Here is a 16628-nt window from a genome sequence, read left to right as displayed (position 1 = left end):
ATCCATCAATTTTGATGAAAATATGATGGTATTGTCATATCAGGCTGTCTAAATTACCCTTCAATTGGCGATTTATTAGGAGTTCCCGGTTTTCTTGGATACTTCTTAGGTGTATTTTTTATCTTGCGTATCACCATAATATTACGATCGCTTTCTTCAATAGGCAGCTTAAAGGAATGGACATTCTCAAGTTCTCCTCCAAGCGTCGTGATTGCTTTTTTGCCTGCATTCAGTTCTTCTTCAGCTGATGCCGCTTTTAAAGCAACAAATAAACCGTTTTTCTTCACCAGAGGCAAGCAAAGCTCACTCAAAACAGATAATCTTGCAACTGCTCGCGCCGTCACAATATCATAGCTTTCCCGCACGTCTTTCCGTTGTCCGAACGTTTCAGCTCTGTCATGGCAGAATGTTGTATTCTCCAATTGCAAAGCTTCAGATAACTTTTCTAAAAACGTAATCCGTTTGTTCAGTGAATCCACGATTGTGACATTGAGGTGCGGAAAACATATTTTTATCGGCAGACTCGGAAAACCCGCTCCCGCTCCGACATCACAAATCGTGTTCACTTGATTGAAGTCGACATAGAAAGCAGCTGTAATGGAGTCATAAAAATGCTTCAGATACACTTCTTTTTTCTCTGTAATTGAAGTCAGGTTGATTTTTTCATTCCATTCAACCAGCATGTCGTAATACAGCTCAAATTGCTCCAGCTGACGGGGAGAAAGGGAGATCCCTTTTTCCGCCAAACCGGAAGTGAATTCTTCAATATTCATGCCGTCATCCTTTCTACTCGGCTATCTTCGCAATGCGTCCCTGCTCTAAATACACCAATAGAATTGAAATGTCCGCCGGGTTTACACCGGAAATGCGGGAAGCTTGGGCAACAGACAGAGGGCGCACATTTTTCAGCTTTTGACGCGCCTCAGTCGCGATCCCTTTGATTGCGTCATAATCAATTCGATCCGGAATTTTTTTATTTTCCATCTTCTTCAGTTTTTCCACTTGCTGAAGAGATTTTTCAATATATCCTTCATATTTCACTTGGATTTCCACTTGTTCTGCCACGTCTTGAGGAACCGGCACTTCTGGCGGCGCCAGTTTTGTGACTGTTTCATAGTTCATTTCAGGACGTTTCATCAAGTCTGTGCCGCGAACTCCATCTTTCAATTCGCTTCCGCCAAGAGAACGGATATATTCTTGGTTTTCTGGAGACGGCTTGATAATTACAGAATACAGACGTTTTTTCTCCGCTTCGATCGCCGCTTTTTTCTTCTCAAAAGCTGCATACCGCTCATCAGAAATCAATCCAATGCGGTGCCCGATTTCTGTCAGGCGCAAATCAGCATTATCATGGCGAAGAAGCAATCTGTATTCAGCACGTGATGTCAAGAGACGGTAAGGCTCATTAGTTCCTTTTGTTACAAGGTCATCAATCAGAACACCAATGTAGGCGTCAGAACGGCTTAGAATCACTTCTTCTTTTCCAAGCGCTTTTCGTCCTGCATTGATGCCCGCCATAATTCCTTGTCCCGCGGCTTCTTCATAACCGGATGTTCCGTTAATTTGGCCTGCAGTGTAAAGGTTGGTGATTTTTTTCGTTTCAAGTGTCGGCCAGAGCTGTGTCGGTACGATCGCATCATACTCGATCGCATAGCCGGCTCTCATCATTTGCACGTTTTCAAGTCCAGGAATCGTTGCAAGCATTCTTTGCTGTACGTCTTCTGGAAGACTAGTAGATAAACCTTGGACATAGACTTCCTGTGTATTTCTGCCTTCCGGCTCAAGGAAGATCTGGTGACGCGGTTTATCATTAAATCGTACAACTTTATCTTCAATGGACGGGCAATATCTTGGGCCAGTACCTTTGATCATACCGGAATACATCGGTGAACGGTGCAGGTTGCTGTCAATAACCTCATGTGTCTCAGGGCTTGTATATGTCAGCCAGCAAGGGAGCTGATCTGTGATATACTCCACTGTTTCATATGAGAAAGCGCGAGGCACTTCGTCACCAGGCTGAATTTCCGTTTTGCTGTAATCAATTGTGTCGCTTTTAACGCGAGGCGGCGTACCTGTTTTAAAACGAACAAGGTCAAAACCCAGTTCCTCTAAATGCTCAGAAAGCTTAATAGATGGCTGCTGGTTATTCGGGCCGCTTGAGTAAGACAGATCGCCAAGAATGATTCGTCCTCTTAGATAGGTCCCTGTCGTCATGACAACTGCTTTCGCACGATAATGTGCGCCGGTTTGTGTAACCACACCTCGGCATTCGCCGTCTTCAACGATCAGCCGCTCCACAATTCCTTGCAGCAATGTTAAGTTTGGTTCTTTTTCAAGTGTATTTTTCATTTCGTGCTGATATTGGAATTTGTCTGCTTGTGCACGCAATGCACGAACCGCAGGACCTTTTCCTGTATTCAGCATTCTCATTTGAATATGCGTTTTATCGATGTTTCTTCCCATTTCTCCGCCAAGCGCGTCAATCTCACGAACGACAATCCCTTTTGCGGGGCCGCCGACAGACGGATTACATGGCATAAATGCAACCATATCTAGGTTGATGGTCAAGACAAGCGTTTTGGCGCCTTGACGTGCAGATGCGAGGGCAGCCTCAACACCGGCATGCCCGGCGCCAATCACAATCACATCGTATTGGCCTGCTTCATACCCCATGATTCTAGTTCCTCCTTTTATTATTTTCCTAAACAGAATTGTGAAAAGAGCTGATCAATTAAGCTTTCGTGGACAGAATCTCCGATGATTTCGCCCAAAAGCTCCCAGCATCTTGTAAGGTCGATTTGCACCATGTCGATCGGGACATCCTGTTCGATGCCGCTAAGCGCATCTTCAATGGCCCGTTTTGCTTGCTGTAAAATAGAGATGTGACGTGTGTTGCTGACATAAGTCAGATCCCCGCTTTCAATGGCACCCGTATAGAACAGCGATTGAATCGCTTCTTCCAAATCATTGATGCCTTCCTCTTTTAATAGAGATGTCGTAACAACTGGACGTCCATGGGCAAGTTCACGGACACGCTCAGTGTCAATCTTCGCCTCAAGGTCAGTCTTATTCAAAATCACGATAACATCCATGCCCTCAACGGCTTCAAAAAGTTTTACATCTTCTTCAGAAAGCTCTTCACTATTATTAAGAACAAGTAAAATCAGGTCCGCTTCCTTCAGAACCTGGCGAGAACGTTCAACACCGATTCGCTCAACAATGTCTTCTGTTTCGCGAATACCTGCTGTATCAACCAGACGAAGTGGGACGCCTCTTACATTCACGTATTCCTCAATTACATCCCGTGTCGTTCCGGGAATATCGGTTACAATGGCTTTTGCCTCATGAACGAGACTGTTCAGAAGAGATGATTTTCCTACGTTCGGCCGGCCGATAATGACGGTAGAAAGACCTTCACGCAAGATTTTTCCTTGCTCAGAAGTCCTCAACAGCGCCTCAATTTCCTTTTTAACGGCGGTTGCCTTTTCAACTAAAATCTGATGCGTCATTTCCTCTACATCATCATACTCCGGATAATCGATATTCACCTCAACATGAGCCAGGGTTTCTAAAATCTCACTGCGCAAACGGCGCACTAAAGCAGAAAGACGCCCTTCCATTTGATTCATAGCAACGTTCATTGCCCGGTCCGTTTTCGCTCTGATTAAGTCCATAACCGCTTCCGCCTGTGAAAGATCGATTCGCCCGTTTAAAAACGCACGTTTCGTAAATTCGCCAGGCTCTGCCAGTCTCGCTCCCTCTCTCAATGCGAGCTGAAGCACTTGGTTCACAGTCACAATTCCCCCGTGACAGTTAATCTCGATAACATCTTCCCGTGTAAAAGTTCTTGGCGCTTTTAACACTGATACCATTACTTCCTCAACGACACGATCTGAAGGTCTGTCTACGATATGACCATAATGAATCGTATGTGATTCAACCGAGCCGAGTGTTTTCCCCTTCGGTCCTTTATAAATTTTATCTGCGATTTGAATGGCTTCTGGTCCGCTCAACCGTACAATCGCAATCGCGCCTTCTCCCATCGGTGTGGAAATTGCCGCAATTGTATCCATGCTGTTCACCTCTCTTTACTTATGTTTCATCTATATAAAAAAATTTTTATTATGCCAAAACTAAAAGATAACATAGTTTGGTTCGAAGTGGAAGATGTGTTATCCACAGAAATAGAAATTCATCCCTTATTACTTTAACTTATCCACATGTGAATAACAATTAATTTTATTTCCTGAACTTCCTTTTTATCAACAGGATACACCTAAAAAGAAAAAACTTAAACGGCAAAACCTTGATATTACTAGGAAAAGTAGATTTTTCGCATACAAAAAAACCGAAATCCGATTTTTACCGGACTTCGGTTTTATGCTATTTTTTATGGGAAATAACGAGATGGCGATTTTCGCCTTCACCCATTGAATATGTTTTGATCTGGTGGTTTGCATATCCAGAAAGAGTATCATGAATAACTTTTCTTTCACTGGATGGCATAGGCTCAAGCTGGATTGCTTTTTTCGTTTTCAAGACCTGGTCAGCAAGCCTGATGGCCAGCTGGCTCAGCGTTTCCTTTCTTTTCAAACGATAGTTTTCTGCATCCACCGTCACATTTTTATATTGGCCTGGATAACGGTTAAGAACTAGCTGTGTCAATGTTTCAAGAGCATTTAAGGTTTGTCCTCTTTTCCCAATCAACAATGCCGTTTTTTCACCTGTTATATGGAATCTCACTGTCTTTTTGCTTTCTTGAACAGTCACATCAGACTTTCCGGCAATGGCTTCGGCAATCGTTTGAAGATAAGACTTCGCTTGCTGAATCGGATCAATCTTTTCAACTAGCTTGACGATCGCCGGCTTTTTACCGAAAATACCGAGAAACCCTTTGTGTCCCTCTTCAATAACAGTAATTTCTACTTTATTCCTCGTTAATCCAAGCTCTTGCAATCCGGACTGTACTGCTTCATCGACATTTCGCCCTGCAGCAGTCACATTCCTCACTTTTTCTTTCCTCCGGCTTTTTGCGGCTCAGGATTTTTTTTAATATCAGGCCCTTTAATGAGGAAAGTTTGCGCAATCATAAACAAGTTACCGACTACCCAATAAAGAGAAAGAGCCGCCGGGAAGTTGATCGCAAATACGATAATCATAATTGGCATAATCCAAAGCATCATCGCCATTTGCGGATTTTGCTGCGCATTGCCCGCCATCATCAGTTTTTGCTGAACAAATGTGGCGACACCGGCAACGATAGGAAGAATATAGAAAGGATCCTTTTCTCCTAAGTCAAACCATAAGAAGCTATGCTCTGAAATCGCCTGTGTTCTCATGATTGCATGATAGAATCCAATTAAAATCGGCATCTGGATCAAAATCGGGAAACATCCCGCCAATGGATTAACACCATGCTTTTGGAATAAAGCCATTGTTTCCTGCTGAAGCTTTTGCTGTGTTTTTTGATCCTTTGAGCTGTATTTTTCTTTCAGCTTTTGCATTTCCGGCTGTAAAGCCTGCATCGCTTTCGAACTTCTCAGCTGCTTAATCATCAGCGGTAAAATTAATAAACGAATTAAAATGGTAACAAGAATAATTGAAAGTCCGTAGTTATCTCCCGTCAATTTCGCTACATACGTAATGAGCTCAGACAATGGATATACTACGTACTTGTCCCAGAAATGCGGACTATCTGCAGTGATCGGCTCTTTCACACTCGAGCATCCAGCCAAAAGCATGAATACGCCAACCATACTTAATAGCAACCCTATTCTCCTTTTCAACAACATTTCCTCCTATAATTAATCTTTACACTCTTTTATTGCAAAGCATACTTGTATGTATTTTAGCATCTTTCAGTTTTAAATGGTGTCTTTTTCTGATCAACCAGAAAGGAAGCGCTTTTAAAAGTTGTAAGAAAGCAGTGGTGATGCCTACTTTGACGAAGATTTCTTATATAATGAAGACTTTCTGAATAGATGCTGCAGACTTTTTTTCGTTTCCTCATATGTCAGCTGGCTCGCCGGTTTTCTGGCAATAATGATATAGTCCTTTTCCTTCAGTCTCTCTTTCTCTTCAAGAAAGGCCTGCCGAATCAAACGTTTGATCCGATTTCGCATCACAGCATTGCCAATTTTTTTGCTGACGGAAAGCCCGACACGCAGCTCATCATTTTCAGGCTGATCAAGCGTATATAAGACAAACTGGCGGTTTGCAACTGATGTCCCATGTTTAAACACTTTTTGAAAATCTTCATTTTTCTTTAAACGATTTCGCTTCTTCAAATGACTCACTCCGATACTGGCTGGCAGAAACTTTTAAAATTTATTATGAAAATGAGATGCATTGAACCAGGAAGCAAGCCCCGGTTCATTTCGCATCACATCTATCTTTTCCCATAACGTGAAAAAAGACCACTGACATTATTCAGTGGCCTAAGCTGATAATACTTTTCTGCCTTTGCGGCGACGGCGTGCTAAAACTAGACGACCGTTTTTTGAACTCATACGGCTTCTGAAGCCATGAACTTTGCTGCGTTTACGGTTATTCGGTTGGAATGTTCTTTTCATTTATGACACCTCCCTCGAGGAATAGCTGTTAAAGACAGTCTTACTTATTATATTTGCGTTACCTATTCATTGTCAACTTTACTAGTGCTTTTATTTCTTGCAACCATAATAGGATACCATACCTTTTCAACTTTCGAAACCTTATTTTTTAGATTCCTTAATTTAACGAAAAAAAGACAAATCCAAACAATTTGCCCCTAAAATCACGCGTGTGGATATCTTTTTCGACTTTTTTTAATATCCACAAAGGTTATCGACAACATTTTCACATTACCAACCCCTGTGGACAATATTTTTTCAACAGGTTGTCCGCTTTGTGGATAAGATTGTGACAACCATTGCAAGCTCTCGTTTATTTTGGTATTATATTTGTGTTTTAACTCTTGATTACTAATCTTACCTTTCCTCTTTATCCACAAAGTGTGGATAAGTTGTGGATTGATTTCACACAGCTTGTGTAGAAGGTTGTCCACAAGTTGTGAAATTTGTCGAAAAGCTATTTATCTACTATATTATATGTTTTCAACATTTAATGTGTACGAATGGTAAGCGCCATTTGCTCTTTTTTTGTGTTCTATAACAGAGAAAGATGCCATTTTCTATGAAAAGGAGGGACGTGCCGGAAGATGGAAAATATATTAGACCTGTGGAACCAAGCCCTTGCTCAAATCGAAAAAAAGTTGAGCAAACCAAGTTTTGAGACTTGGATGAAGTCAACCAAAGCCCACTCACTGCAAGGAGATACCTTAACGATCACGGCTCCCAATGAATTTGCCAGAGACTGGCTGGAGTCCAGATACTTGCATCTGATTGCAGATACTATATATGAATTAACCGGGGAAGAATTGAGCATTAAGTTTGTCATTCCTCAAAATCAAGATGTTGAGGACTTTATGCCGAAACCGCAAGTCAAAAAGGCGGTCAAAGAAGATACATCTGATTTTCCTCAAAATATGCTCAATCCAAAATATACTTTTGATACTTTTGTCATCGGATCTGGAAACCGATTTGCACACGCTGCTTCCCTTGCAGTAGCGGAAGCACCCGCGAAAGCTTACAACCCTTTATTTATCTATGGGGGCGTCGGCTTAGGGAAAACACACTTAATGCATGCGATCGGCCATTATGTAATAGATCATAATCCTTCTGCCAAAGTGGTTTATCTGTCTTCTGAGAAATTTACAAACGAATTCATCAACTCTATTCGAGATAATAAAGCCGTCGACTTCCGCAATCGCTATCGAAATGTTGATGTGCTTTTGATAGATGATATTCAATTTTTAGCGGGGAAAGAACAAACCCAGGAAGAATTTTTCCATACATTTAACACATTGCACGAAGAAAGCAAACAAATCGTCATTTCAAGTGACCGGCCTCCAAAGGAAATTCCGACACTCGAGGACAGATTGCGCTCACGTTTTGAATGGGGCCTGATCACGGATATCACGCCGCCTGATCTGGAAACGAGAATTGCGATTTTAAGAAAAAAGGCCAAAGCAGAGGGCCTCGATATTCCAAACGAGGTTATGCTTTACATCGCGAATCAAATCGACAGCAATATTCGGGAGCTGGAAGGCGCATTAATCAGAGTTGTTGCTTACTCATCTTTAATTAATAAAGATATTAATGCTGATCTGGCCGCTGAGGCGCTGAAAGATATTATTCCTTCATCAAAACCGAAAGTCATTACGATTAAAGAAATTCAGAGGGTAGTAGGCCAGCAATTTAATATTAAACTCGAGGATTTCAAAGCAAAAAAACGGACAAAGTCAGTAGCTTTTCCGCGTCAAATCGCCATGTACTTATCAAGGGAAATGACTGATTCCTCTCTTCCTAAAATCGGCGAAGAGTTTGGAGGACGGGATCATACAACCGTTATTCATGCGCATGAAAAAATTTCAAAACTGCTGGCAGATGACGAACAGCTTCAGCAGCATGTAAAAGAAATTAAAGAACTGCTTAAATAGCAGGACCGGGGATTAATCGGGGAAAGTGTGAATAACTTTTCGGAAGTCATACACAGTCTGTCCACATGTGGATAGGCTGTGTTTCCTGTCTTTTTCACAACTTATCCACAAATCCACAGGCCCTACTATTACTTCTACTATTTTTTTAAAATATATATATTAATACATTATCCGTTAGGAGGATAAAAATGAAATTCACGATTCAAAAAGATCGTCTTGTTGAAAGTGTCCAAGATGTATTAAAAGCAGTTTCATCCAGAACTACGATTCCCATTCTGACTGGTATTAAAATTGTTGCATCAGATGATGGCGTATCCTTTACAGGAAGTGATTCAGATATATCTATTGAATCCTTCATTCCAAAAGAAGAAGGAGATAAAGAAATCGTCACTATCGAACAGCCCGGAAGCATCGTTTTGCAAGCTCGCTTCTTTAGCGAAATTGTAAAAAAACTGCCGATGGCAACTGTAGAAATCGAAGTGCAAAATCAGTATTTAACGATTATTCGTTCTGGTAAAGCCGAATTTAATCTAAACGGACTGGATGCTGATGAGTATCCTCACTTGCCGCAGATTGAAGAACATCATGCGATTCAGATTCCAACTGATTTGTTAAAAAATTTAATCAGACAAACAGTATTCGCAGTGTCCACCTCAGAAACACGCCCTATCTTGACAGGTGTAAACTGGAAAGTGGAACAAAGTGAATTATTATGCACCGCAACGGATAGTCACCGTCTTGCTTTAAGAAAAGCGAAACTTGATATTCCAGAAGACAGATCTTATAACGTCGTGATTCCAGGAAAAAGTTTAACTGAACTCAGCAAGATTTTGGATGACAATCAGGAACTCGTAGATATCGTGATCACAGAAACTCAAGTTCTGTTTAAAGCGAAAAACGTTTTATTTTTCTCACGGCTTCTGGACGGAAATTATCCAGACACAACCAGTCTGATTCCGCAAGACAGCAAAACAGAAATCATTGTGAACACAAAAGAATTCCTTCAGGCCATTGATCGTGCATCTCTTTTAGCCAGAGAGGGACGCAACAACGTGGTGAAGCTGTCCGCAAAACCAGCTGAATCCATTGAAATTTCTTCTAACTCCCCTGAAATCGGTAAAGTTGTGGAAGCAATTGTTGCGGATCAAATTGAGGGTGAGGAATTAAATATCTCTTTTAGTCCAAAATATATGATGGATGCACTAAAGGTGCTTGAAGGAGCAGAAATACGCGTAAGCTTTACAGGTGCAATGAGACCTTTCTTAATTCGCACGCCGAATGATGAAACGATTGTACAGCTTATCCTTCCTGTCAGAACCTATTAATCCGATACACTGCTGCCGACCCGTCGGCAGCTTTTCTATTCGGCAACTGCTCCGACAAGTTTTCCCTTTCCCTAATTCGTTTTTTTTTAGTACAATTAGATATTAGTGATATTTGAAAGAGGTCGATATAATGGCAAATCCGATTTCAATTGATACAGAGATGATTACACTCGGACAATTCTTAAAATTAGCCGATGTGATTCAGTCTGGCGGTATGGCGAAGTGGTTTTTAAGCGAGCATGAAGTGCTTGTGAACAACGAGCCGGACAACCGCCGAGGCAGAAAGCTGTATGTTGGAGATGTGGTAGAGATTGAAGGATTTGGTTCATTTCAAGTCGTCAATTAAAGCGGGTGACACTGATTGTATATCCAGAACTTAGAACTGACATCTTACCGCAACTACGACCATGCTGAACTTCAATTTGAAAATAAAGTAAATGTGATCATCGGTGAAAACGCCCAGGGGAAGACAAACCTCATGGAGGCGATCTATGTCTTGTCTATGGCGAAATCGCACAGGACATCAAATGACAAAGAACTTATACGGTGGGACAAAGACTATGCTAAAATAGAGGGAAGAGTGATGAAGCAAAACGGGGCGATCCCGATGCAGCTCGTCATCTCCAAAAAAGGTAAAAAGGGCAAGGTCAATCATATTGAACAGCAAAAGCTCAGCCAGTATGTCGGGGCCCTCAACACCATTATGTTTGCGCCGGAAGATTTAAATCTTGTAAAGGGAAGCCCTCAAGTGAGAAGGCGGTTTCTTGACATGGAAATCGGACAGGTTTCTCCCGTCTACCTTCATGACCTTTCTCTTTACCAGAAAATCCTTTCCCAGCGGAATCATTTTTTAAAACAGCTGCAAACAAGAAAACAAACAGACCGGACGATGCTCGATGTTTTGACCGATCAGCTTGTGGAAGTTGCAGCAAAAGTCGTCGTAAAACGCCTGCAGTTTACAGCACAGCTCGAAAAATGGGCGCAGCCCGTCCATGCAGGCATCTCAAGAGGGCTTGAAGAACTGACCTTGAAGTACCATACAGCTCTTGATGTATCAGATCCCGTAGACTTGTCGAAAATAGGAGATAGCTATCAAGAAGCGTTTTCTAAATTAAGAGAAAAAGAAATCGAGCGCGGTGTTACTTTGTCAGGGCCTCATCGTGACGATGTCCTTTTCTATGTGAACGGACGCGATGTGCAGACGTATGGTTCTCAAGGACAGCAGCGAACGACGGCGTTGTCCCTTAAGCTGGCGGAGATTGACCTGATCCATGAAGAAATCGGAGAATATCCCATTTTACTATTGGATGATGTACTGAGTGAACTAGATGATTATCGCCAGTCACACTTGCTTCATACGATCCAAGGCCGTGTACAAACGTTTGTCACAACGACAAGCGTTGATGGCATTGATCACGAAACCTTACGTCAAGCAGGAATGTTCCGTGTGCAAAATGGTGCGTTAGTGAAGTGAAGAAATGAGGTGAGCAATTGTATATTCATTTAGGTGATGACTTTGTGGTTTCAACACGAGATATTGTCGGCATTTTTGACTTTAAAGCCAACATGTCGCCTATTGTTGAAGAATTTCTGAAAAAACAGAAACACAAGGTGGTGCCTTCCGTAAATGGCACGCCCAAATCTATCGTAGTCACGGTTCAGAATATATATTACTCTCCCTTATCTTCCAGCACATTAAAAAAACGTGCGCAATTTATGTTTGAAATAGATTCTTAGAAATTTTTATCACGAATATATCGTTTAGAAAAGTGTAGGTGAATGACGTGGCTATGGAACAGCAGCAAAACAGTTATGATGAAAATCAGATACAGGTACTAGAAGGATTGGAAGCTGTTCGTAAAAGACCGGGGATGTATATCGGCTCGACAAACAGCAAAGGCCTTCACCACCTGGTATGGGAAATTGTCGACAATAGTATTGACGAAGCCCTCGCCGGTTATTGTAAAGATATCAATATTCAAATCGAAAAAGACAACAGTATCACGGTTGTAGATAATGGCCGCGGTATTCCAGTCGGTATTCATGAAAAAATGGGCCGTCCTGCGGTAGAAGTCATTATGACGGTGCTTCATGCCGGAGGAAAATTTGACGGAAGCGGCTATAAAGTATCCGGAGGATTACACGGTGTAGGTGCGTCGGTCGTGAACGCACTATCAACAGAGCTTGATGTGACGGTTCACCGTGACGGTAAAATTCATCGCCAAACCTATAAACGCGGAGTTCCGGTTTCAGACCTTGAAATCATTGGCGAAACGGATCATACAGGAACGACGACACATTTTGTCCCGGATCCTGAAATTTTCACAGAAACAACTGAGTATGATTATGATCTGCTTGCCAACCGCGTGCGTGAATTAGCCTTTTTGACAAAGGGCGTAAACATCACGATCGAAGATAAACGTGAAGGGCAAGAGCGTAAAAACGAGTACCATTACGAAGGCGGAATTAAAAGTTATGTAGAGTATTTAAACCGTTCTAAAGAAGTTGTCCATGAAGAGCCGATTTACATTGAAGGCGAAAAGGACGGCATTACGGTTGAAGTGGCTTTACAATACAATGACAGCTACACAAGCAACATTTACTCGTTTACAAACAACATTAACACGTACGAAGGCGGTACCCATGAAGCTGGCTTCAAAACGGGCCTGACTCGTGTTATCAACGACTATGCCAGAAAAAAAGGTCTTATTAAAGAAAATGACCCCAACCTAAGCGGAGATGATGTAAGAGAAGGGCTGACCGCGATTATTTCAATCAAACACCCTGATCCGCAGTTTGAGGGCCAAACGAAAACAAAGCTAGGCAACTCAGAAGCTCGGACCATCACTGATACGTTATTTTCTGCGGCAATGGAAACATTTATGCTGGAAAATCCAGATGCGGCCAAAAAAATTGTCGATAAAGGTTTAATGGCGGCAAGAGCTAGAATGGCTGCGAAAAAAGCGCGTGAACTTACACGCCGCAAGAGCGCTTTGGAAATTTCAAACCTTCCCGGTAAGCTAGCGGACTGCTCTTCAAAAGATCCGAGCATTTCCGAGTTATATATCGTAGAGGGTGACTCTGCCGGTGGATCTGCTAAACAAGGACGGGACAGACATTTCCAAGCTATTTTGCCGCTTAGAGGTAAGATCTTGAACGTTGAAAAAGCAAGACTGGACAAGATCCTTTCTAACAACGAAGTTCGCTCTATGATTACAGCACTTGGCACAGGTATTGGGGAAGATTTCAACCTAGAGAAAGCCCGTTACCATAAAGTTGTCATTATGACAGATGCCGATGTTGACGGTGCGCACATCAGAACACTGCTGTTAACGTTTTTTTACAGATATATGCGCCAAATTATCGAAAATGGCTATGTGTACATTGCACAGCCGCCGCTCTACAAGGTTCAACAGGGGAAACGTGTTGAATATGCGTACAATGACAAGGAGCTTGAAGACTTGTTAAAAACGCTTCCTCAAACACCTAAGCCTGGATTGCAGCGTTACAAAGGTCTTGGTGAAATGAATGCCACCCAGCTATGGGAGACAACCATGGATCCTAGCTCTAGAACGCTGCTTCAGGTAACTCTTGAAGATGCAATGGATGCGGATGAGACATTCGAAATGCTGATGGGCGACAAAGTAGAACCGCGCCGAAACTTCATAGAAGCAAATGCGAGATACGTTAAAAATCTTGACATCTAATCATAAAAAGCCTTATTTCCAATAAGAAATAAGGCTTTTTTCTAAACAAGATCAGATGCAGCAATGCTTGCAATACCTATATATTCTAGCAATTTAATGTGTATAATCATAAGTTTATTGATATAATGGAGAATAGTGAAATCGTATTGAAGGTCATAATGGACAATCTACTCCCACATATTTCATGTGATACTTCAGGGAGGTTTTTTAATGAGTGAACAAAACACACCACAAGTTCGTGAAATAAATATCAGTCAGGAAATGCGTACTTCCTTCTTGGATTATGCAATGAGCGTTATCGTATCCCGTGCTCTTCCGGATGTTCGTGACGGCTTAAAGCCGGTTCATAGACGGATTTTATATGCAATGAATGATTTGGGCATGACCAGTGACAAGCCTTATAAAAAATCCGCGCGTATCGTTGGAGAGGTTATCGGGAAATACCATCCGCACGGTGATTCAGCGGTATATGAATCCATGGTCAGAATGGCTCAGGATTTCAACTACCGTTATATGCTCGTTGACGGTCACGGAAACTTCGGTTCTGTTGACGGAGACTCAGCGGCTGCCATGCGTTATACAGAAGCAAGAATGTCTAAAATCTCGATGGAAATTCTTCGAGACATCACAAAAGACACAATCGATTATCAGGATAACTATGACGGTTCAGAAAGAGAACCTGTCGTTATGCCTTCGAGGTTCCCAAATCTGCTCGTGAACGGTGCTGCCGGCATTGCGGTAGGTATGGCAACAAACATTCCTCCGCACCAGCTGGGAGAAATCATTGACGGTGTACTTGCTGTCAGTGAGAATCCGGACATTACAATTCCAGAGCTTATGGAAGTCATTCCAGGTCCTGATTTCCCGACTGCGGGTCAAATCTTGGGCCGAAGCGGTATACGGAAAGCATACGAATCTGGCCGAGGCTCTATTACAATTCGGGCAAAAGCTGAGATCGAACAAACATCTTCAGGTAAAGAAAGAATTATTGTTACAGAGTTGCCTTACCAAGTAAATAAGGCGAAATTAATCGAGAAAATTGCTGATCTCGTTAGGGATAAAAAGATAGAGGGCATCACAGATCTGCGTGATGAGTCAGATCGTACAGGTATGAGAATTGTCATTGAAATTAGACGTGATGCTAATGCAAATGTCATTCTAAACAATCTGTACAAACAAACTGCTCTACAGACATCTTTTGGTATCAACTTGCTTGCACTTGTTGATGGTCAGCCGAAAGTTTTAACTCTTAAGCAATGCCTGGAGCATTACCTTGACCACCAAAAAGTCGTAATTAGACGCCGTACTGCCTATGAATTGCGTAAAGCGGAAGCGAGAGCCCACATCCTTGAAGGCTTGAGAGTTGCTCTGGATCATCTCGATGCAGTTATTTCCCTTATCCGTAATTCTCAAACGGCTGAAATTGCGAGAACAGGTTTAATTGAACAATTCTCACTGACAGAGAAGCAAGCACAAGCGATCCTTGATATGAGGCTCCAGCGTTTAACAGGACTGGAACGTGAAAAGATCGAAGAAGAATACCAATCTCTTGTTAAATTAATTGCAGAGCTAAAAGACATCTTGGCAAATGAATATAAAGTGCTTGAGATTATTCGTGAAGAACTCACGGAAATCAAAGAGCGTTTTAACGATGAAAGACGTACTGAGATCGTCACTTCTGGACTAGAGACAATTGAAGATGAAGATCTCATTGAGAGAGAAAATATCGTCGTCACTCTGACACACAACGGGTACATCAAACGTCTTCCTGCATCAACTTATCGCAGTCAAAAACGAGGCGGTAAAGGTGTACAAGGAATGGGAACAAACGAAGATGATTTCGTTGAGCATTTGATCTCTACGTCAACTCATGACACGATTCTCTTCTTCTCAAACAAGGGAAAAGTGTATCGTGCAAAAGGGTATGAAATCCCTGAATACGGCAGAACAGCAAAAGGAATCCCGATTATTAACCTGCTGGAAGTAGAAAAGGGTGAATGGATCAACGCGATTATTCCAGTCACGGAATTCAATGCGGAGCTTTACCTTTTCTTCACAACAAAGCACGGGGTTTCAAAACGAACTTCGCTGTCTCAATTCGCTAATATCCGCAACAATGGCCTAATCGCTTTGAGTCTTCGTGAGGATGATGAACTGATGGGTGTACGTCTGACTGATGGTACAAAACAAATCATCATCGGAACGAAAAACGGTTTACTGATCCGTTTCCCTGAAACAGATGTCCGGGAGATGGGAAGAACTGCGGCAGGCGTAAAAGGCATCACCCTGACAGATGACGACGTTGTTGTCGGCATGGAGATATTAGAGGAAGAATCACACGTCCTTATCGTAACTGAAAAAGGATACGGAAAACGGACTCCGGCTGAAGAGTACAGAACCCAAAGCCGGGGCGGAAAAGGGCTCAAAACAGCAAAAATCACCGAGAACAACGGCCAACTAGTAGCAGTGAAAGCTACTAAAGGTGAAGAGGATCTAATGATTATTACAGCCAGCGGCGTACTCATTAGAATGGACATCAGTGATATCTCAATCACCGGACGTGTCACTCAAGGTGTGCGTCTCATCAGAATGGCAGAAGAAGAACATGTTGCTACAGTGGCCTTAGTAGAGAAAAACGAAGAAGATGAGAATGAAGAAGAACAAGAAGAAGTGTGAGAAAAAGCGCAGCTAAAATAGCTGCGCTTTTTTGTTTTATTCCTCTTTACAGTCTTAAAAATTATGGTATAATCATTTTTGTTGTCTTTTAAAAGACGCAAACGTAACAATCATGACTAGTAAAAACTTTTTCAAAAAAGTGTTGACCTAGTTAACTAAAAATGTTACTATTAAGTAGTCGCTTCGAGAGAAGCACACAAAGTTCTTTGAAAACTAAACAAGACAAAACGTACCTGTTAATTCATTTTTTATAAATCGCACAGCGATGTGCGTAGTCAGTCAAACTTTTTATCGGAGAGTTTGATCCTGGCTCAGGACGAACGCTGGCGGCGTGCCTAATACATGCAAGTCGAGCGGACAGATGGGAGCTTGCTCCCTGAT

Annotated in this window: 14 protein-coding genes and 1 rRNA gene; 8 read left to right on the top strand and 7 right to left on the bottom strand. The window is 42.1% G+C overall.

The genetic code is table 11. From position 1 onward, the window contains the following. Nucleotides 1-53: 53 nt before the first annotated feature. The 7 genes from rsmG to rpmH form a co-directional block, all read right to left on the bottom strand. Nucleotides 54-773 (bottom strand): 16S rRNA (guanine(527)-N(7))-methyltransferase RsmG, encoded by a 720-nt coding sequence (gene rsmG / locus NZD81_RS11355; protein WP_014666148.1) that lies wholly within the window; start codon nt 771-773, stop codon nt 54-56. A gap of 13 nt (nt 774-786) precedes the next feature. Continuing rightward, on the bottom strand, nt 787-2673 hold the full coding sequence (mnmG, locus tag NZD81_RS11350) for a tRNA uridine-5-carboxymethylaminomethyl(34) synthesis enzyme MnmG (protein WP_289860554.1): 1887 nt from the start codon (nt 2671-2673) through the stop codon (nt 787-789). A 20-nt stretch (nt 2674-2693) separates the two neighbouring features. Next, the gene (mnmE, locus tag NZD81_RS11345) at nt 2694-4073 is read right to left on the bottom strand and encodes a tRNA uridine-5-carboxymethylaminomethyl(34) synthesis GTPase MnmE (protein WP_289860553.1); all 1380 of its coding nucleotides are present in this window, start codon (nt 4071-4073) and stop codon (nt 2694-2696) included. Nucleotides 4074-4383: 310 nt separating this feature from the next. Then, on the bottom strand, nt 4384-5010 hold the full coding sequence (gene jag, locus NZD81_RS11340; RefSeq protein WP_040081117.1) for an RNA-binding cell elongation regulator Jag/EloR: 627 nt from the start codon (nt 5008-5010) through the stop codon (nt 4384-4386). Continuing rightward, nucleotides 5007-5792, bottom strand: a complete 786-nt coding sequence (gene spoIIIJ, locus NZD81_RS11335) for a YidC family membrane integrase SpoIIIJ (protein WP_050982297.1) — start codon at nt 5790-5792, stop codon at nt 5007-5009. The genes jag and spoIIIJ overlap by 4 nt, the downstream gene beginning before the upstream one ends. Nucleotides 5793-5936: 144 nt before the next feature. Then, a complete protein-coding gene (gene rnpA / locus NZD81_RS11330; protein ID WP_003242628.1) occupies nt 5937-6287 on the bottom strand; it encodes a ribonuclease P protein component in 351 nt (116 codons plus the stop codon). Nucleotides 6288-6437: 150 nt separating this feature from the next. Then, nucleotides 6438-6572: a 50S ribosomal protein L34 gene (gene rpmH / locus NZD81_RS11325; RefSeq protein WP_003178075.1), complete on the bottom strand. Its 135-nt coding sequence runs from the start codon at nt 6570-6572 to the stop codon at nt 6438-6440. Between the two features lie 626 nt (nt 6573-7198). Here rpmH and dnaA point away from each other — a divergent pair. From dnaA to NZD81_RS11285, 8 genes are all read left to right on the top strand, one after another. Further along, nucleotides 7199-8539 carry a chromosomal replication initiator protein DnaA gene (gene dnaA / locus NZD81_RS11320; protein WP_289860552.1) on the top strand — a complete coding sequence of 447 codons (1341 nt, stop codon included), beginning with the start codon at nt 7199-7201 and terminating at the stop codon, nt 8537-8539. A 188-nt stretch (nt 8540-8727) separates the two neighbouring features. Beyond that, nucleotides 8728-9864 (top strand): DNA polymerase III subunit beta, encoded by a 1137-nt coding sequence (gene dnaN, locus NZD81_RS11315; RefSeq protein WP_014662455.1) that lies wholly within the window; start codon nt 8728-8730, stop codon nt 9862-9864. A 130-nt stretch (nt 9865-9994) separates the two neighbouring features. Continuing rightward, entirely contained in the window at nt 9995-10210 is a 216-nt protein-coding gene (gene rlbA, locus NZD81_RS11310; protein WP_003219264.1) for a ribosome maturation protein RlbA, read from the top strand. Nucleotides 10211-10225: 15 nt separating this feature from the next. After that, nucleotides 10226-11338 (top strand): DNA replication/repair protein RecF, encoded by a 1113-nt coding sequence (recF, locus tag NZD81_RS11305; protein WP_040081112.1) that lies wholly within the window; start codon nt 10226-10228, stop codon nt 11336-11338. 17 nt (nt 11339-11355) lie between these two features. Beyond that, nucleotides 11356-11601, top strand: a complete 246-nt coding sequence (remB, locus tag NZD81_RS11300) for an extracellular matrix regulator RemB (protein WP_003219266.1) — start codon at nt 11356-11358, stop codon at nt 11599-11601. A 53-nt stretch (nt 11602-11654) separates the two neighbouring features. Then, a complete protein-coding gene (gyrB, locus tag NZD81_RS11295) occupies nt 11655-13571 on the top strand; it encodes a DNA topoisomerase (ATP-hydrolyzing) subunit B (RefSeq protein ID WP_014662457.1) in 1917 nt (638 codons plus the stop codon). 210 nt (nt 13572-13781) lie between these two features. Continuing rightward, nucleotides 13782-16247 (top strand): DNA topoisomerase (ATP-hydrolyzing) subunit A, encoded by a 2466-nt coding sequence (gene gyrA / locus NZD81_RS11290; protein WP_014662458.1) that lies wholly within the window; start codon nt 13782-13784, stop codon nt 16245-16247. Nucleotides 16248-16535: 288 nt separating this feature from the next. Then, nucleotides 16536-16628 (top strand): 16S ribosomal RNA (locus NZD81_RS11285); the annotation flags it as partial.

This window comes from Bacillus sp. B.PNR1 (assembly GCF_030386235.1).
Taxonomy (GTDB): Bacteria; Bacillota; Bacilli; order Bacillales; family Bacillaceae; genus Bacillus; species Bacillus stercoris.
This window is presented reverse-complemented; position numbering and strand designations above follow the sequence as displayed.